Here is a 17,159-nt window from a genome sequence, read left to right as displayed (position 1 = left end):
CAAAGGGAGGCACCTGGCCCATGAAAGAGTACCTGAAGTTTTACATCGATGGCGCCTGGGTTGACCCGGTGACGCCGCGCCGCCTGGAAGTCGAGAACCCAGCAACCGAAGAGAATTTCGCCGTGATCTCGCTCGGCTCGAAGGCCGACGCGGACAAAGCCGTGGCCGCCGCCAAGGCAGCCTTCCCGAGCTTCTCTCAGACTTCGGTCGAATACCGCGCCGACCTGCTCGACAAGATTGCGGCCGGTATCCAGAAGCGCATGCCCGAACTCGCAACCGCTATCTCTGAAGAGATGGGCGCGCCGATGTGGCTGGCCAACGCCGCGCAGGTGCCGGCCGGTATGGGTCACTTCGCGACCACGGCGGCCGTGCTGCGCAACTACGAGTTCGAAGAACTGAAAGGGACGACCCTGCTGCGCAAGGAGCCGATCGGCGTCTGCGCCTTCATCACGCCCTGGAACTGGCCGCTGAACCAGATCGCCTGCAAGGTCGCCCCGGCGCTTGCCGCAGGCTGCACCATGGTGCTGAAGCCGTCGGAGATCGCGCCGCTCGACGCGATGATCTTCGCCGAGATCCTGCATGAAGCCGGCGTGCCCAAAGGCGTGTTCAACCTCGTCAACGGTGACGGCCCGGGCGTCGGCTCGGTGCTCTCCTCGCACCCGGATGTCGACATGGTGAGCTTCACCGGTTCGACCCGCGCCGGCGTGCTGGTGGCCCAGGCCGCTGCGCCGACCGTCAAGCGCGTCGCGCAGGAACTGGGCGGCAAGAGCCCGAACATCGTCCTGCCGAACGCAGACCTCAAGAAGGCCGTCTCCGGCGGCGTGATGTCGATGATGCTGAACACGGGGCAGAGCTGCAACGCGCCAAGCCGTATGTTCGTCCAGAAAGACCAGCAGGCCGAAGCCATCGCGATTGCCAAGGCGACCGCCGAAGCGGTGAAAGTGATGATGCCGGCCGAAGCGGCGCCGGGCGCGATCGGCCCGATCTCGAACGGCAACCAGTACCAGAAGGTCCAGGACCTGATCCAGAAGGGCATCGAAGAGGGCGCCACCCTCGTGGCCGGTGGCCCCGGCCGCCCGGAAGGCTTCAACAAAGGCTACTTCGCCCGCCCGACCGTCTTCGCCAACGTGACGAACGACATGACCATCGCGCGCGAAGAAATCTTCGGGCCAGTGCTCTGCATCTTGCCTTACGACACCGTCGATCACGCTGTCGAAATGGCCAATGACACGGTGTATGGCCTGGCCGGATATGTGCAGGGTCCCGAAAAGGACGCCTACGCGGTCGCGAACCGCATCCGCGCAGGCCAGATCAATGTCAACGGTGCAAACCCCGACTTCTCGGCACCTTTTGGCGGCTATGGCCAGTCCGGCAACGGCCGCGAGTGGGGCGAGCACGGTTTCGAGGAATTCCTCGAAGTAAAGGCCGTGATAGGCTACAAGGCGGCATGAGCCTGACCGCCAATTGAATTGCGGAAGCGGCAGCCTCGGGGCTGCCGCTTCTTTTTTTATCCGTTTACTGAGGAAACACCCATGACGCTCAAACTCCATCATCTGAATGCGTCGCGCTCGCAGCGGATCGTCTGGCTGCTGCTGGAGCTCGGCGTGCCGCACGAGATTGTCCATCACAAGCGCAACGAGACGACGCGACTCGCTCCGCCGGACCTTTTGCACATCCATCCGCTGGGCAAGTCGCCGCTGCTGGAGCATGACGGCATCGTGATCGCTGAGACGGGCGCAATTGCGGAGTACCTGCTGGCGAAATACGACACCGCGCACCGGTTGCACCCCGAGCCGGACTCGCCGGATTTTCCGCGTTACCTGGAATGGATCCACTCGGCTGAAGGCGCCGCTTTCCTGCCTTCGCTGCTGACGCTTTATCTTGGTATGGCCGGCGTCATGGACGGCCCTGTCGGCCACCGGATCATGCAGGAGCGGGAAAAGGCGGCCAACCATATCGAGGCCCACCTTTCCCAGAACGCCTATTTTGCCGGCAGCCAGTTCACGGCAGCCGACTGCCTGATGGGCTTCCAGATCGTGATGGTGAACGCGCAGGGCGCGCTGGCGAGCAAGCCGGCGACCAAAGCCTGGCTCGACAAGGTGACCGCGCGGGACGCGTACAAGGCGATGCTGGCGGTCGGCGTCTGATCGCCGGCCCTCTCACGCGAATGTGATGCGGAAAGTTGTCTGGCGTTCGCTCCGGCGGGGTCATATTATGGCGAAATCAAACAGCCAGGAGGCTCAGTCATGTCGAAAATCAGTCTTGCTGCGGGACTTGCCGCACTGGCAATTCTGGGCGCGTGCGCGACGGCGACACCATACCAGGCCGCCGCCGGCTTGGACCGCGGATATTCCGAACAGAAGATCGAGGACAACCGCTACCAGGTCCAGTTCGCCGGCAACTCGCTGACGGACCGCAAGACGGTCGAGACCTACCTTCTCTACCGGGCAGCTGAGCTGACCAAGCAGAACGGTTATGATCACTTCCGCGTGGTCCGGCGCGATACGGACGCAAACACCCGCGTGGTCGGCGGCGCCGCCTATTCGCCCTTCTATGACGGCTTCTTCTGCGACTACAGCTATTTCGGCCCGCGCGCGGCCTATTTCCGCGACCCCTATCGCTCCTTCTATCCGGGTCCGACCTATGCCTCACGGTTCGGCTATTATGATCCGTTCTGGGGCGGCCCGGCCGACTACCGTGAACAGACAAGCTATGTCGCGTCAGCTGAAATCGTGATGGGCAAAGGCGAAAAGCCGGACGACGTGGCCTATTTCGATGCCGGGCAGGTGATCTTCAACCTGACGGACTCGATCCAGCGCCCCGAGGCGTAAACGACTTCCGCCCCAGCGAACCTGACAAGCCGCGCAGCCGCCTGTGGGGCTTTTTCATGGGAACTATGCCCATTCGGCACTAGGCAAGCCGGTCTTGCGGGTCCAGAACGCCCCGTTCCCTTTCCTCCCGGAAGCGTCAGCGAGACATGGCCGATTCTGAAGCCGCCCTCGAAAAGCCGACCGCGCCGCCCACCGGGCTGCGCAAGGTCGAGCTTGTGGCGATCATTGCCGGGCTGATGACGCTCAACGCCATGGCAATCGACATCATGTTGCCGGCCCTGTCGCAGATCGCGGCCGCAACCGGGCTGACGGAGCCCGGCGGCGCCACCGACAACCGGCAGCAGCTGATCATCTTCGCCTATGTGCTGGGCTTCGGTGCGCCGCAGCTCGTCTGGGGCCCGGTAACCGACCGTTTCGGCCGGCGCGCGCCGCTGTTCTTCGGCCTGGCGGGCTATATTGCCGTCTCGCTGCTGTGCGTGATGATCAACGACTTCTGGCTGCTGCTGGGCGCCCGGTTCCTGCAGGGCGTCTTCTCGTCGGGCGCGCGCATCGTCGCCTCGGCGGTCGTGCGCGACACGTTCGCGGGCCGGGCGATGGCGAGCTTCATGTCGCTGGTGATGACCATCTTCATGATCGTGCCGATCATTGCGCCCAGCCTTGGGCAAGCGATCCTCCTGGTCGGGCCGTGGGAAGGCATTTTCATCTGGCTCGCGATCTGGGGCAGCCTGATGCTGGTCTGGACCTGGTTCCGCCTGCCGGAAACGCTGCCGGTGCCCGCGCGGCGCCCGCTGAACCTCGCCAGCGCCTTCACGGCCTATCTCAGCGTGCTGCGCACACGGGCGAGCCTTGGTTACATGTGCGCCTCCGGCATCGTGTTCGGCGCATTGTTCGCGTTCATCGCCTCGTCCGAACAGGTGTTCCGCCAGGTGTTCGGCAAAGGCGAGTCGTTCACGCTGTGGTTCGCAGGCGTCGCGGGCGTGATGGCAATCGCCAACTTCACCAATTCGCGGCTGGTTGAACGGCTGGGCATGCGGCGCATCAGTCATGCGGCGCTGCTCCTGTTCACAACACTGTCGGCCACGCTCGCCCTCTCGACCTTGGCGTTCGGCGAGAACTTCGCGCTGTTCTTCCCGATCTTCGCGATTGCCTTCGGCTGTTTCGGCCTGATGGGATCGAACTTCTCGGCCCTCGCAATGGAACCGCTCGGCAAGATCGCCGGAACGGCCTCGGCCGCCTATGGCTTTGCCACCACGCTCGCGTCGGCTTTGATCGGCGCTTATATCGGCCAGCAGTTCGACGGCTCGACCGTGCCGCTGATGTCAGGCTTTGCCTGTCTCGGCATCAGCGCGCTGGTGATCGTGCTGATCACGGAAAAGGGCCAGTTGTTCAGTACGCGCTGATCCCGCGCGAGGTGACGGCCTGCACTTGATACGCTAGCCTTCGCCTCGACTTGCGGGGAGCTGCGCCATGAAACTGGTTTTGAAAATCGCGGGCGGCCTGTCCGCCCTGCTTCTGGCGGCCCTGTTCGGGCTCTACACCTGGTTCTGGTGGAAGCCGGTCGGCATCAACAATTACATCAACAAGGCGACGATCTCGTTTGCCCTGGACTCGCCGGAGCTGATGACCCAGCTTGGCATGATAGATAATACGCCTCTGGATTTCCACTCCGGCAAGCTCGCCGACTATACGAAGGCGGCCGACGACAAGACGCTGGCAAAGCTGCGCAAGGCGCGCGCCGGCCTCGACAAGTATGGGCCCGAAGGCCTCGAGGGGCAGGAACTGCTGAGCTACCAGATTGTCGCCTGGTTCTTCGACGATTTGCTCCGCGACGCCGAATTCGAGCATGGCAGCTACCGCGTCAACCAGATCTCGGGCGTGACGGTGAACCTGCCGCAATTCCTGACTGATACGCATGTCATAATCAATGAGAAAAGCGCGAAGCGTTATGTCAGCCGGGTGAAGGAATTCGGCCGTGTGCTGAAGGAAGTACATGCCCGCGTCGAGGACGACCGCGCTGCCGGCGTGATCCCGCCGGACTTCATAATCGACAAAACGATTGCGGGCATGCAGGCCTTCATCGAAGGCGGCGCGGCCGGGAACGTCCTCGTCGCCACCCTGCCAGCCCGGCTCGACAAGGTCGAAGGCCTCAGCGCCGATCAGAAGGCTGACCTGATCGCCCAGACGACCGAAGCCGTCGAAACAGGCGTGATCCCTGGCTACGAAGCCCTGATCGCCCTGATGACAGAGATGCGAACCGACGCCACGCATGATGCAGGCATCTGGCATGTTCCGGGCGGCGACGAGATCTATGCAGTGGCACTTAAATCCAACACCACGACCGACATGACCGCCGACGAAATCCACGCGCTCGGCTTGTCCGAAGTTGCCCGCATCGAAGCGGAGATGGAGGCGATCCTCGTCGCGTCCGGCCGCACGGAAGGCACTTTGCCCGAGCGTATCGATGCGCTGATGACGGACCCGGAGGAGGTGTTCCCCAATGACGATGCCGGCCGGCAGCAGATGCTCGATTATCTCGTCGAACTGAATGATGAAGTGATGGCGAAGGCCAGCGACTATTTCATAACGCTGCCGACCCAGCCGCTGGAGATCGTGCGGGTGCCGGAATATTCGCAGGATTCCTCGCCCGGCGGATATTACACCCAGCCCGCGCTCGACGGGTCACGGCCCGGACGCTTTTACATCAATCTGAAGAACACGGCAGACAATCCAAAATGGACCCTGCCGACGCTGCTCTATCATGAAGCCGCCCCCGGGCACCATTTCCAGATTTCGGCGGCGCAGCTGATTACCGGCGTGCCGATGATCCGGAAGTTCAGTCCATTCAATGCCTATACGGAAGGCTGGGCGCTTTATGCCGAACGTCTCGCATCCACTGATATGGGTATGTACACGGACGACCCGCTGGGCGACCTTGGACGGCTGAAGGCGGAAATGTTCCGCGCCGTGCGCCTCGTGGTCGATACAGGCATGCATGCGAAACACTGGTCACGCGAGGAGGCCATCGCCTACATGCGCGAGAAGACCGGTATGACCGAAGAGGAGGTTGTCCGCGAGATCGAGCGCTATGTCGTTTGGCCGGGTCAGGCGACCGCTTACAAGACCGGTCAGCTGGCGATCCTCAAGGCGCGGGCCCGGGCCGAAGCCGAGCTGGGCGACACGTTCGACCTGCGACAGTTCCACGAAACCGTGCTCGGCAACGGCGCCATGCCGCTCGGCATTCTCGACGAGGTGGTGGACGACTGGATCGCGGCCGAAAAGGCGAAGGGAGGCTAGCCCTTCACCAGCCAGGCTTTTTCGACCAGCTTCGTCACGTCGCCCATGATTTCGGTGATCTTGAAATCCTTCGGCGTATAGACGCGGGCAATGCCCATTTGCTTCAGCGCGCGGGCGTCTTCCGGCGGAATGATGCCGCCCACCACGACCGGCACATTGCCGAGACCGGCGGCGCGCAGTTCCGCAATCGTTTCGCGAACGAGATCGAGATGGCTGCCTGAGAGGATCGAAAGACCGACCACATGAGCCTTGGCGGCTTTGGCCTGGGCGGCGATTTCCGACGGCGTGAAGCGGATGCCTTCGTAGACCACCTCCATGCCGACCGCGCGGCCGCGCGCGGCGATCTGCTCGGCGCCGTTCGAGTGTCCATCGAGGCCCGGCTTGCCGAGCACATAAGTCAGTGTACGTCCCAAAGCCTTCGAGACGCGGGCGACTTCGGCTTTCACCGCTTCGATATCGGCGTCGCCATCCGAGCTGACGACCAGCGCCACGCCCGTGGGCGCACGGAATTCGCCGAAGACTTCGCGCAACACCGTGCCCCACTCCCCTGTCGTCACGCCGGCCTTGGCGCAGGCGATGGAGGGCTCCATGATGTTGCGGTTCTCAGCGGCCGCCGCGCGAAGCTCCGCAAGGGCGGCTTCGGCCGCCTTGGCGTCGCGGGCGCTGCGCCAGGCCTTGAGATCGCGCACCTGCGCGGCTTCTTCCGCAGGATCAACCGTCATGATGGCGCCGTCGCCGGTGCCGAGCGGGCTCTCTTCGGTTTCAGTATAGGCGTTGACGCCAACGACCTTCATCGCACCCGACTCGATGGCGCGGATACGGTCGATATGCGCGCCGACGAGGCTCTCCTTCATGAAGCCGATCGCATCTTTCGCGCCGCCGATGGCGTCGATCTTTGCGAGCGTGGCCCGCGCCTTGTCCTTTAGTTCTTTGGTCTTGGAATCGATGACGTGGCTACCATCGAAGATGTCTTCAAACTCGAGCAGGTCGGTCTCGTAGGCGAGGATCTGCTGCAGGCGCAGCGACCATTGCTGGTCCCACGGACGCGGCAGGCCCATGGCCTCGTTCCAGGCGGGCAGCTGCAGCGCGCGGCACCGGGCCTTCTTGGACAAGGTGACCGCGAGAGCCTCGATCAGGATACGGTAGACATTGTTCTCGGGCTGCGGCTCGGTCAGGCCGAGGGAGTTCACTTGCACGCCGTACCGGAAGAGCAGTGCCTTGGGATCGGTGACGCCGTAGCGCTCACGGCCGATCTCTTCCCAGAGATCGACGAAGGCGCGCATCTTACAAAGTTCCGTTACGAAACGGACCCCGGCATTCACGAAGAAAGAGATCCGGCCGAAGACCGTTTCAAAGTCTGATTCCGGAACTTGTCCGCCCGCCTTGACCGTATCCAGTACGGCGATGGCCGTAGCGAGGGCGTAGGCCAGCTCCTGTTCGGGCGTCGCGCCGGCTTCCTGGAGGTGGTAGGAGCAGACATTCATAGGGTTCCATTTTGGAACTTCAGTGTAGCACCAGCTCACCATATCACCGATCAGGCGCAGGGAGGGTTCTGGCGGAAACACATAGGTGCCACGAGAGAGGTATTCCTTCACGATGTCGTTCTGCGTCGTGCCGCGTAGTTTCTTGCGGCTTTCCCCACGCTCGTCGGCGAGGGCAACATACAGCGCCAGCATCCAGGCGGCCGGTGCGTTGATCGTCATCGAGGTGTTCATCTTTTCCAGCGGAAGCTGGTCGAACAGGAGGCGCATGTCGCCGAGGTGTTTCACCGGCACGCCCACCTTTCCGACCTCGCCCTTGGCCAGGATGTAGTCGGCGTCATAAGCGGTCTGGGTCGGCAGATCGAAGGCGATGGACAGGCCTGTCTGGCCTTTGGACAGGTTCAAACGGTACAGTTCGTTCGATTTCTGCGCGGTCGAGTGGCCGGCATAGGTGCGGAAGATCCACGGCTCTTCAGGCGCGTGCTGATAGTCTGTTCCGGGCTTGCTCATCTGGCTCTGCCTCCCCTTTGTTGCGGCGCAACATGACGGACCAAAGCGTGGGATGCAAGCGACTTGCCGCCGCGCCTTTTCGACACGTTGGCATTCGCGCGCGCCGATCCCCATCTGCTGTTCAACAGACGGAGCTGCGCCCCATGAACCAACCTGGCCTGCAGACTGTGATCAGCCTGCGCCTCGTTTCGCTCATCGCTTTTCCGATGGGCGCGGCGCTGCTGGCCGTTTACCAGCGCAGCCCCCTTGCTCTGGCGGGTCTGGCCGCACTGATGCTGATCGTCAGCCTGATCGAACGGCGCCGCATCGCCGCCGCGCAAGTGAACGGTGCGTCCCTGGTCATGGGTTTCGCCTTCCGGCTCGGCCTGCTGATCGGTGTCTTTGTACTGTTCAACGGCGTGCTGACCCTGTTCCGGGACACGGCCCTCGCCCGTACGTTCGCCCTTCCCGATCTCCTGATCCTCGGCGCCACCACCGCCGCAGCCCTGATCGCCAACGAAGTCAGCGCGCGCATCGCGGGCCGGCAGATCAACGCCGTACGCAGTGAGCTGCAGGCCGCCATGCGCGCGCATCAGGGCGGCCCGGCAGCGGAGGGCGATGGGGAAATCATCGAGGGCGAAATCATCGACCCCGATCCGCCCCGGTGACGCCGCCGCCGAAGCGGCCTAGAGCAGGCGCTACGGCCTTGAGGAGCGTGCGCGTGACGGACATTTTCGGATTTGTGGGCGCATTCCTGACCACGCTGTCCTTTGTACCGCAGGCCTGGTTGGTATTACGAACGGGCAAGACCGAAGGCATTTCGCTTGCGATGTATGCGTTGTTCACCATCGGAGTCGCGGCCTGGCTCATCTATGGAATACTCGACGGCGCGCTGCCCGTGATCCTGGCCAATGCCATCACGCTGACGCTCGCCACGCTTATTCTCGTGCTGAAAGCCCGGGCCGTGCTTCAGGCCCGCTCCATCGCCCAGGGCGCGACCGCGGCAAGGTCTGCCCCCATCGCTTCATAGTAAAGACGCTGGATCTGCCGGGTGACAGGTCCCGGCTTGCCATCGCCCACCGGGCGGCCTTCGATATGGGTGACCGGAGCCACCATCGCGCCTGAAGAGGTCGTGAACACCTCGGCCGCATTAACCGCTTCGTCCGGTGTGAATGCGCGCTCGGTGACAGCGAATCCGCCCTTTCCCCGCAGCGCCATGACACCGGCCCGCGTGATGCCCGGCAGGATCGCCGGCGAGAGGTGGCGGGTGATGATTTCGCCGGACGGCGTGACGATCCAGGCATTGGAAGAGGCCGCCTCGGTCACGAAACCGTCCTCGACCATGAATGCCGTATCGGCGCCGCGCGCCTTCGCTGTGCGATAGGCGAGACCTTGCGAGAGCAGCTGGACCGTCTTCATGTCGCGCCGCTTCCAGCGTGTGTCGTCCAGGAACACGACCTTGATGCCATCGCGCGCTTCGGCGCCGATGAGCTTGCGGGAATCGGCATAGGCAAAGACGGTGGGCACGAAGGTTTCAGGGCCCGCAAAGTCGCGCACATCGTAGGCGCCGCCGGTGACCTCCAGGTAGACGATTCCCTCATTGAGATCGTTGCGTACGATCAGTTCCTTATGGAGCGCTTCCCAACCTGACGGCGAGAGCGGATCTGGCAAGGCAATCCCGGCCAGCGTGCGCGACAGGCGCGTTAGGTGGCCCGGCATGTCAATAAAACGCCCGCCATAGACCGCCGTTACTTCATAAGCTGCATGGGCGAACAGGAATCCGCGATCGAGCGGCGAAATTCGCGCCTCTGCGAGCGGCAGGAACGAACCATTCAGATGGACAATCTGACAAACGGGCATAAGGCAGTCCTGAGGAAACGGGTTGCAATTGTGCGCCGCAACATTTTTCTTGCGCTGCGGCATGACACTTGCCAGTGTGCCCGCGCCAATCAGGGCTGTGAAGCCACCGCAGAGTGGAAGGCAGCACAAACAGATCAGACGGAGGAAGGTGATGGCCACCAAAACGGCGGGACGCATCGAAAAAGACATCTACGAACTCGGCGAGATTCCGCCTGAGTTCCACGTTCCAAAAATGATGCATGCCTGGGCAATCCGGCGCGAGCGCCACGGACGCCCGATGACGGCCATGCAGGTCGAGCAGGTACCGGTGCCGGAAATCGATTCCGACGAAGTGCTGGTCCTCGTGATGGCGGCCGGTGTCAACTATAACGGCATCTGGGCCGCGCTCGGCGAGCCGATTTCACCGTTTGACGGTCACAAGCAGCCCTTCCACGTTGCGGGCTCCGATGCATCAGGCATCGTGTGGGCCGTCGGCAAGCGCGTCACCCGGGTTAAGCCGGGCGACGAAGTCGTCATCCACTGCAACCAGGATGATGGGGATGACGAAGAGTGCAATGGCGGCGACCCGATGTTCTCATCGAGCCAGCGCATCTGGGGCTATGAGACACCGGACGGCGCTTTCGCGCAATTCTGCCGCGTGCAGGCCCGCCAGTGCATGCCGCGTCCGAAACACCTGACCTGGGAAGAGAGCGCCTGCTACACGCTGACGCTCGCCACGGCTTACCGGATGCTGTTCGGCCACCGCCCGCACATCGTGAAGCCGGCCGACAACGTGCTGGTCTGGGGCGCCTCGGGCGGCCTTGGTAGCTTTGCCGTGCAGCTCTGCGCCGTGACCGGTGCGAACGCGATCGGCGTCGTCTCGTCCGAGGACAAGCGCGACTATGTTTTGAGCCTGGGCGCGAAAGGCGTGATCAACCGGAATGACTTCAACTGCTGGGGCCAGCTGCCGAAGGTCAACGGCCCGGAGTTCAACAACTACATGAAAGAAAGCCGCAAGTTCGGCAAGGCGATCTGGGACATCACCGGCAAGAAGGACGTAGATATCGTCTTCGAGCACCCCGGCGAATCCACTTTCCCCGTATCCGTGTTCGTCGTGAAACGTGGCGGTATGGTGGTGATCTGCGCTGGTACCACGGGCTTCAACCTGACCATGGATGCCCGCTTCCTCTGGATGCGCCAGAAACGTGTTCAGGGTTCGCACTTTGCTCATCTGAAACAGGCCAGTGCCGCGAACGACCTCGTCATAAACCGGCGGATCGATCCCGGCATGTCGGAAGTCTTCCCCTGGGCGGACATTCCGCTCGCGCATGAGAAGATGCTCGACAACAAACACCTGCCCGGCAACATGGCCGTGCTCGTCACGGCGCCGAAGCCGGGCCTGCGCACGGTCGAGGATGTGCTGGCGGTCAACGGTCAGGGCTGAAAAGCTTCGATGAAGCCGCCCTTCGACCGCGCCAAGGCGGAGAAGTTTGCCCGGTCCTGGCTGTCAGCCTGGAACGACCGTGACATCGACCGGATCCTCGCCCATTATTCGGACGGCGTCGTCTTCCATTCCCCGCGCATTGCGCTGGTGATGGGCAATGGCGCGCCGTCCGTTTTGGGCAAGGCGGCCCTGCGCGACTATTGGACGAAAGCGCTGGAGCGGTCTGCGGAACTGTTCTTTGAACTGGAGAACGTTCTGACCAGCTCCGACGGCGTCACCCTTCTGTACACGAACCACCGCGAGGAACTCGTCGCCGAGACATTCCTGTTCGACGCCGACGGCGAAGTCCGCGAGTCGATCGCTGCCTATCGCTGAGCCGGCAGGCGTCCGCGCCCGCCAGTGCGGGCGAGCCAGACGCCGGTGAGAATGAGCGCAAACGCGAGAAGCGCATTCCAGCTTTGTGTTTCGTGGAAGAAGACCCAACCCAGAACCGCACTGATCACGGGGATAGCGTAGCCGTTCAGCGACACGAAGGTGGCGCCCGCACGGGCGATCAGTGTGACATAGACGATCTGCGCAATACCGGATGAGCCGAGCCCCAGCCCAAGCACGCCAAGCCAGTTTATCCAGTTGGCATTCACCTCTGCCGGAGCAACCATCAGTGCCATGGGCAGCGCGGTGAGCGCCGAAACGGCGGCATAGCTGGCCGCGAAGACGATAGCCTCCATCGGCGGGGCGGCGCGGGCGATCAGCGTACTGGCTGCGAAGGCGAGCGTCGCGATCAGCAGGAAGACCTGCGCGATGACATCGGCGGAGCCCAGCCCCTGCAGCGCATCAGGCCCGAACAGCACGCCGACACCGACAAAGCCGAGCAAGACACCAAGGCCCGTCCGGCCGGTCATGCGCTCTTCCGCAAACATCAGGTTGGCGCCGATGGCGACAAATACCGGCGACGCGGCCGTGTAGAGCGCGGCAAGGCTGGAATTGACCGTCTGCTGGGCCGTGGTGATGAAGAAGAAGGGGATCACCGAACCGGTGATGCCCATGGCGACAATCGTGCGCCAGCGCCGCCAGTCCCGGAACGGGGGCAGGTGTTTGCGAGACGCAATCAACACCGTCCAGAGAACGACCGCGCCGATCACCAGGCGGCCAGGCAAGACCCATTCCGGCGGAAGGCCGGTCTCCGTACCCTTGCCGACCGCAAGACGGGTCAAGGGATAGGCCCCCGCCCAGATCGTCGACAGAAGGCCGAACAGGACCCAATCGAGCAACGGCCGGCCGGCCTCGTTCCCCGGCTCTGGCGTGTCAGTCATGCGATCCTCTCTCCCATTTCGGGACTAGGCGGGTGCGCCGCCGCTGTCCAGCGATCCGGCTTGCATGGAACTTGCAGGCGCCGGGCAAGGCAAACGCTCCCTTCCCCAGCGTCATTTAGCGGCGCGGTGCCGCACGGAATGCGGGTGGACGTAGGGGGCCAGCGCCAGTAAATGGCAGCAAAACTGCGAGATATCTCGCCTGACAGGAGAAAACAGATGGCCGTTCGCGTTGCAATCAATGGTTTTGGCCGGATCGGCCGCCTCGTCCTGCGCTCGATCATCGAACATGGCCGCACCGACATCGAAGTCGTGGCCATCAACGATCTCGGCCCGGTCGAGACCAACGCGCACCTCTTGCGGTTCGATTCGGTTCATGGCCGCTTCCCGGCTGACGTGAAGGTCGATGGCGACAAGATCGTCATCAACGGCAAACCGATCCTCGTGACCGCGATCCGCGACCCGAAAGACCTGCCCCACCGCGAACTCGACGTGGATATCGCGATGGAGTGCACCGGCATCTTCACGTCGAAAGAGAAAGCCTCGGCCCACCTCGCCGCCGGCGCCAAGCGCGTGCTTGTGTCCGCGCCGGCTGATGGCGCCGACCTGACGGTCGTCTACGGCGTCAACCACGACAAGCTGACGAAGGGCCACATGGTCGTCTCGAACGCGTCGTGCACCACGAACTGCCTCGCGCCGGTCGCCGCAGTCCTGCACAAGGCCATCGGCATCGAAAAGGGCATGATGACGACGATCCATTCGTACACGAATGACCAGCCCTCGCTCGACCAGATGCACAAGGACCTCTACCGCGCCCGCGCGGCTTCACTTTCGATGATCCCGACCTCGACCGGTGCCGCCAAGGCTGTCGGCCTCGTCCTGCCGGAGCTTAAGGGCAAGCTGGACGGTATCTCGGTGCGCGTGCCGACGCCGAACGTCTCGGTCGTCGACCTGAAATTCATCGCCAAGAAATCCACGACCGTCGAGGAAGTGAACAACGCCATCATCGCCGCCGCGAGCAGCGGCCCGCTGAAAGGCGTGCTCGGCGTCACCGACCAACCGAACGTCTCGTCGGACTTCATCCACGATGACCGCTCCTCGATCTTCCACCTCGACCAGACGAAAGTCATGGACGGCAATTTCGTGTCTATCATGACTTGGTATGACAACGAGTGGGGCTTCTCGACCCGCATGGCGGACACCGCCGTCACGCTGGCGAAACTGATTAAATAAGTCACCATGGCTAACTTCAAACGCATCGCCGACGCGGGCAATCTCATCGGCAAGGTCGCGCTTGTGCGCGTCGACTTCAATGTGCCGATGGAAAACGGTCTGGTTACGGACGACACGCGCCTGCGTGCGGCCGTCGATACCGTCCAGAGCCTGCGCACGGCGGGCGCGAAGGTGGCCCTACTGGCGCACTTCGGCCGGCCGAAAGGTGAACGCGTGGCTGAGATGAGCCTCGCGCCGGTGGCCGGCGCGTTTGCGAAAGTGCTCGGCGCCAATGTCAGCTTCGTGGCCGATTGCAAGGGCGAACATGTGAAGAAGGCGATTGCCGACCTCCAGCCGGCCGGCGTGATCCTGCTCGAGAACACCCGTTTCTACAAAGGCGAGGAAAAGGGCGACCTGGAACTCGCCAAGCAAATCGCGAGCCTCGGCGACATCTATGTCAACGACGCCTTCTCCGCGGCGCACCGCCGCCATGTGACAACGGCCGTTCTGGCCGAGCTCCTGCCCGCCTATGCCGGCGTGACGATGGAGGCCGAACTCGACGCGCTCGACAAGGCGCTCGGCAACCCGGAACGCCCCGTCATGGCGATCGTGGGCGGCGCGAAAGTTTCGTCCAAGATCGACCTGCTGAAAAACCTTGTGACCAAGGTCGACATGCTGGCCATCGGCGGCGGCATGGCGAACACCTTCCTCGCCGCCCAAGGCGTCGATGTCGGCAAATCGCTGTGCGAGCACGACCTGGCCGATACGGTGCGCGAGATCGAAGCAGCTGCCAGAGCGGCAGGCTGCGAGATCCTGCTGCCGCGCGATGTCGTGGTGGCCAAGGAGTTCAAGGCGAATGCGGCAAACCGTGTGTGCGGCCTCGACGAGGTGGCGGCAGACGAGATGATCCTCGATGCCGGCCTGATGTCTGTCGTGCACCTGGTCGCAGCACTCGGACGCGCCAAGACACTGATCTGGAACGGCCCGCTCGGCGCGTTCGAGCTCACGCCGTTCGACATGGCCACCGTGAAGGTCGCTGAGGCGGCCGCGCGTCTGGCCAAGGACGGCAAGCTGGTCGCGGTGGCAGGTGGCGGGGACACGGTCGCCGCCATGAACCATGCCGGCGTGGCGGACGACCTGACCTTTGTCTCCACAGCGGGCGGTGCCTTCCTGGAATGGATGGAAGGCAAGCCGCTGCCGGGTGTTGAAGCGCTCCGCCACTGACCTGCAGCCGAGTTGCCGCATGGCAACGTTGTCTGTCTTTTCCGGCACGGCGCTTGAATATAGGGCAGTATGCAAGGTCAGCCGCACGGCGCCGCCACATTTGAGACACCGGCCCGCATTACGGACCGGACCGCTGTTTCAAAGCGTGACAGCAGCCTTCTCCAGGTTCGGCGGCGTGACATTACGGATACGGATGAACAGGCCGCCCTGCGGGGGCCAAGGAAGGTCGGGACAATGACAAGCATGGATATGGCAATGATGGCTGACAACAAGGCGATGGCGCAGCAGATGTCGCAGAAGGCGGGCTTCATTGCTGCGCTCGACCAGTCGGGCGGCTCGACGCCGAAAGCGCTGCGCCAGTATGGCGTGGACGAGAGCGCCTGGTCGACGGAGGAGGAAATGTACGGCCTCATCCACGACATGCGTGCACGGATCATCAAGTCGCCGGCATTTACTGGGGAAAAGGTGATCGGGGCAATCCTGTTCGAGCGCACCATGGATGGCGCTATCGACGGCATTCCGACTGCGGAATATCTCTGGACCAAACGCGGCGTCGTTCCCTTCCTGAAGGTCGACAAGGGCCTCGAAGCCGCCAAGGAAGGCGTTCAGCTGATGAAGCCGATCACCGGGCTCGACGCGCTGCTGACGCGCGCCGTTGCCAAGGGCATTTTCGGCACCAAGATGCGCTCGGTCATCGATGCGGCCAACCCGGCAGGCATCGCTGCCGTGGTCGCCCAGCAGTTTGAAGTCGGCAAGCAGATCCTTTCGCACGGCCTGATGCCGATCATTGAGCCGGAAGTGACGATTTCGATCGCCGACAAGGCCGAAGCCGAAGAGATCCTTCGTTCGGAAATCCTGAAGCAGCTCGATGCCCTGCCCTCGAACCAGCAAGTCATGCTGAAGCTGACACTGCCGACGGTTGCCAACTTCTACAAACCGCTCGTTGACCATCCGCGTGTGATGCGCGTCGTTGCCCTTTCGGGCGGCTACAGCCGCGAAGTCGCCTGCCAGAAACTGGGCGAGAATACCGGTATCATCGCGAGCTTCTCGCGCGCCCTGACCGAAGGTCTATCGGCCCAGCAGAGCGATGCCGATTTCGACACGGTCCTGGCAGAGACGATCAACATCACCTGCGAGGCCTCGAAAGCGGGCTGAGACAAGCAGGCCTCTTGCGAGGCCGCGGGCGAAACCCATGTTTGAAGGCGCGGGAGGCAACTCCCGCGCCTTTTTTATTTCAGGAGACGCCGATGCAATGCCCCGTTGATAACGAGACCCTGGTGATGGCCGAGCGCAATGGCGTCGAAATCGACTATTGCCCGAAATGCCGGGGCGTTTGGCTGGACCGCGGCGAACTCGACAAGATCATCGACCGGGCAGCGACCACGGCGCCCGCCCCTACCCCGCATCCTGAAGCCCACCGCCCGGAACACTACCGTGACGAAGGGCGTTTCCGCGATGACCATGATGACGACGACTGGAAGCGCAAGGGCAAACGCTACAAGAGGGAAAGCTTCCTCAGCGACCTGTTCGACTTCTGAGGCGCCGCCGTCAGCGATCCGACATCAGGATCACTGCGCCTGAGACGATGATGTAGATGAAGAAGATGAGCGCGTTGAAAAGCGAGATACCGGCGCCCTGCTCAAAAATCTGCGCGTTTTCGCCAAGCGCAACGATGTGCGGGCGGATTTCGCCTGCAAACTTGTAAGACAGATAGCCAGCGCCGGCGCCGACCCCGAAAGTCACAAGCCGAAGGAGGAGACCGACCCGGCGCGCGATCAGGCCGGAGGTGTGGATCCCCGCCAAGATGATCGACGTTACGATGACGAAGCCCAGCTCTGTCAGCTCCTCAATGCCTTTCAGGAAGTGCAGTGGCTGAAAGATCAGGAATGCCGCAAGGCTTGTCTTATGACTTTCCCAGCCGATTGGGAGATATTGGCACCGCCGCCGGGAGTTGCAGCTCCCGAACGGCGGCGAGGGACGGATCGTCGCAAGGCAGGAGGTCTTACGCTCCGAACTAGAGTTTGATCGCCCTCGT

General features: G+C 62.9%; 17 protein-coding genes. 13 read left to right on the top strand and 4 right to left on the bottom strand.

The window, feature by feature from the left end:
- Positions 1–20 precede the first annotated feature (20 nt).
- From GC148_RS00085 to GC148_RS00065, 5 genes are all read left to right on the top strand, one after another.
- On the top strand, positions 21–1,451 hold the full coding sequence (locus GC148_RS00085) for an aldehyde dehydrogenase family protein (RefSeq protein ID WP_291067923.1): 1,431 nt from the start codon (positions 21–23) through the stop codon (positions 1,449–1,451).
- 81 nt (positions 1,452–1,532) lie between these two features.
- Positions 1,533–2,147, top strand: a complete 615-nt coding sequence (locus tag GC148_RS00080) for a glutathione S-transferase (RefSeq protein WP_291067921.1) — start codon at positions 1,533–1,535, stop codon at positions 2,145–2,147.
- A 99-nt stretch (positions 2,148–2,246) separates the two neighbouring features.
- On the top strand, positions 2,247–2,831 hold the full coding sequence (locus GC148_RS00075; RefSeq protein WP_291067920.1) for a hypothetical protein: 585 nt from the start codon (positions 2,247–2,249) through the stop codon (positions 2,829–2,831).
- A gap of 146 nt (positions 2,832–2,977) precedes the next feature.
- On the top strand, positions 2,978–4,231 hold the full coding sequence (locus tag GC148_RS00070; protein ID WP_291067918.1) for a multidrug effflux MFS transporter: 1,254 nt from the start codon (positions 2,978–2,980) through the stop codon (positions 4,229–4,231).
- A gap of 67 nt (positions 4,232–4,298) precedes the next feature.
- On the top strand, positions 4,299–6,125 hold the full coding sequence (locus tag GC148_RS00065; RefSeq protein ID WP_291067916.1) for a DUF885 domain-containing protein: 1,827 nt from the start codon (positions 4,299–4,301) through the stop codon (positions 6,123–6,125).
- On the opposite strand, the gene GC148_RS00060 is transcribed toward GC148_RS00065, so the two are convergent.
- A complete protein-coding gene (locus tag GC148_RS00060; protein WP_291067914.1) occupies positions 6,122–8,116 on the bottom strand; it encodes a methylmalonyl-CoA mutase family protein in 1,995 nt (664 codons plus the stop codon). The two genes, GC148_RS00065 and GC148_RS00060, sit on opposite strands and share 4 nt — an antisense overlap.
- 143 nt (positions 8,117–8,259) lie before the next feature.
- Between GC148_RS00060 and GC148_RS00055 the strand changes: the two genes are divergently transcribed.
- Both GC148_RS00055 and GC148_RS00050 read left to right on the top strand, forming a co-directional pair.
- The gene (locus tag GC148_RS00055; protein WP_291067912.1) at positions 8,260–8,763 is read left to right on the top strand and encodes a hypothetical protein; all 504 of its coding nucleotides are present in this window, start codon (positions 8,260–8,262) and stop codon (positions 8,761–8,763) included.
- A 53-nt stretch (positions 8,764–8,816) separates the two neighbouring features.
- Positions 8,817–9,125 carry a SemiSWEET transporter gene (locus GC148_RS00050; RefSeq protein WP_291067910.1) on the top strand — a complete coding sequence of 103 codons (309 nt, stop codon included), beginning with the start codon at positions 8,817–8,819 and terminating at the stop codon, positions 9,123–9,125.
- Here the strand turns inward: GC148_RS00050 and GC148_RS00045 are convergent.
- Positions 9,065–9,955 (bottom strand): aminotransferase class IV, encoded by an 891-nt coding sequence (locus GC148_RS00045; RefSeq protein WP_291067908.1) that lies wholly within the window; start codon positions 9,953–9,955, stop codon positions 9,065–9,067. The two genes, GC148_RS00050 and GC148_RS00045, sit on opposite strands and share 61 nt — an antisense overlap.
- A gap of 151 nt (positions 9,956–10,106) precedes the next feature.
- Here GC148_RS00045 and ccrA point away from each other — a divergent pair, with 151 nt between their 5' ends.
- Positions 10,107–11,378: a crotonyl-CoA carboxylase/reductase gene (gene ccrA, locus GC148_RS00040; protein WP_291067907.1), complete on the top strand. Its 1,272-nt coding sequence runs from the start codon at positions 10,107–10,109 to the stop codon at positions 11,376–11,378.
- A 9-nt stretch (positions 11,379–11,387) separates the two neighbouring features.
- A complete protein-coding gene (locus GC148_RS00035; RefSeq protein WP_291067905.1) occupies positions 11,388–11,753 on the top strand; it encodes a nuclear transport factor 2 family protein in 366 nt (121 codons plus the stop codon).
- Here GC148_RS00035 and GC148_RS00030 read toward each other — a convergent pair.
- Positions 11,744–12,691, bottom strand: a complete 948-nt coding sequence (locus tag GC148_RS00030) for a DMT family transporter (RefSeq protein ID WP_291067903.1) — start codon at positions 12,689–12,691, stop codon at positions 11,744–11,746. The two genes, GC148_RS00035 and GC148_RS00030, sit on opposite strands and share 10 nt — an antisense overlap.
- Before the next feature lie 216 nt (positions 12,692–12,907).
- Between GC148_RS00030 and gap the strand changes: the two genes are divergently transcribed.
- The 4 genes from gap (at position 12,908) to GC148_RS00010 (ending at position 16,662) form a co-directional block, all read left to right on the top strand.
- Positions 12,908–13,921: a type I glyceraldehyde-3-phosphate dehydrogenase gene (gene gap / locus GC148_RS00025; protein ID WP_291067901.1), complete on the top strand. Its 1,014-nt coding sequence runs from the start codon at positions 12,908–12,910 to the stop codon at positions 13,919–13,921.
- Between the two features lie 6 nt (positions 13,922–13,927).
- Positions 13,928–15,124, top strand: a complete 1,197-nt coding sequence (locus tag GC148_RS00020) for a phosphoglycerate kinase (protein ID WP_291067899.1) — start codon at positions 13,928–13,930, stop codon at positions 15,122–15,124.
- 243 nt (positions 15,125–15,367) lie between these two features.
- On the top strand, positions 15,368–16,279 hold the full coding sequence (locus GC148_RS00015; protein ID WP_366062887.1) for a fructose bisphosphate aldolase: 912 nt from the start codon (positions 15,368–15,370) through the stop codon (positions 16,277–16,279).
- A 92-nt stretch (positions 16,280–16,371) separates the two neighbouring features.
- A complete protein-coding gene (locus GC148_RS00010; RefSeq protein WP_291067895.1) occupies positions 16,372–16,662 on the top strand; it encodes a zf-TFIIB domain-containing protein in 291 nt (96 codons plus the stop codon).
- 10 nt (positions 16,663–16,672) lie between these two features.
- Here GC148_RS00010 and GC148_RS00005 read toward each other — a convergent pair.
- On the bottom strand, positions 16,673–17,159 hold a 487-nt coding region (locus GC148_RS00005), incomplete at its 5' end, for a hypothetical protein (RefSeq protein ID WP_291067893.1).

It is taken from the genome of Hyphomonas sp. (genome assembly GCF_016125515.1).
In the GTDB taxonomy this organism is placed as follows: Bacteria; Pseudomonadota; Alphaproteobacteria; order Caulobacterales; family Hyphomonadaceae; genus Hyphomonas.
This window is presented reverse-complemented; position numbering and strand designations above follow the sequence as displayed.

Coding starts and splice junctions, on each gene's coding strand:
- GC148_RS00035 (WP_291067905.1), top strand. CDS start 11,388: ATGAAGCCGCCCTTCGACCGCGCCAAGGCGGAGAAGTTTGCCCGGTCC.
- GC148_RS00075 (WP_291067920.1), top strand. CDS start 2,247: ATGTCGAAAATCAGTCTTGCTGCGGGACTTGCCGCACTGGCAATTCTG.
- GC148_RS00065 (WP_291067916.1), top strand. CDS start 4,299: ATGAAACTGGTTTTGAAAATCGCGGGCGGCCTGTCCGCCCTGCTTCTG.
- GC148_RS00015 (WP_366062887.1), top strand. CDS start 15,368: ATGGATATGGCAATGATGGCTGACAACAAGGCGATGGCGCAGCAGATG.
- GC148_RS00055 (WP_291067912.1), top strand. CDS start 8,260: ATGAACCAACCTGGCCTGCAGACTGTGATCAGCCTGCGCCTCGTTTCG.
- GC148_RS00080 (WP_291067921.1), top strand. CDS start 1,533: ATGACGCTCAAACTCCATCATCTGAATGCGTCGCGCTCGCAGCGGATC.
- GC148_RS00045 (WP_291067908.1), bottom strand. CDS start 9,955: ATGCCCGTTTGTCAGATTGTCCATCTGAATGGTTCGTTCCTGCCGCTC.
- GC148_RS00020 (WP_291067899.1), top strand. CDS start 13,928: ATGGCTAACTTCAAACGCATCGCCGACGCGGGCAATCTCATCGGCAAG.
- GC148_RS00085 (WP_291067923.1), top strand. CDS start 21: ATGAAAGAGTACCTGAAGTTTTACATCGATGGCGCCTGGGTTGACCCG.
- gap (WP_291067901.1), top strand. CDS start 12,908: ATGGCCGTTCGCGTTGCAATCAATGGTTTTGGCCGGATCGGCCGCCTC.
- GC148_RS00030 (WP_291067903.1), bottom strand. CDS start 12,691: ATGACTGACACGCCAGAGCCGGGGAACGAGGCCGGCCGGCCGTTGCTC.
- ccrA (WP_291067907.1), top strand. CDS start 10,107: ATGGCCACCAAAACGGCGGGACGCATCGAAAAAGACATCTACGAACTC.
- GC148_RS00060 (WP_291067914.1), bottom strand. CDS start 8,116: ATGAGCAAGCCCGGAACAGACTATCAGCACGCGCCTGAAGAGCCGTGG.
- GC148_RS00070 (WP_291067918.1), top strand. CDS start 2,978: ATGGCCGATTCTGAAGCCGCCCTCGAAAAGCCGACCGCGCCGCCCACC.
- GC148_RS00010 (WP_291067895.1), top strand. CDS start 16,372: ATGCAATGCCCCGTTGATAACGAGACCCTGGTGATGGCCGAGCGCAAT.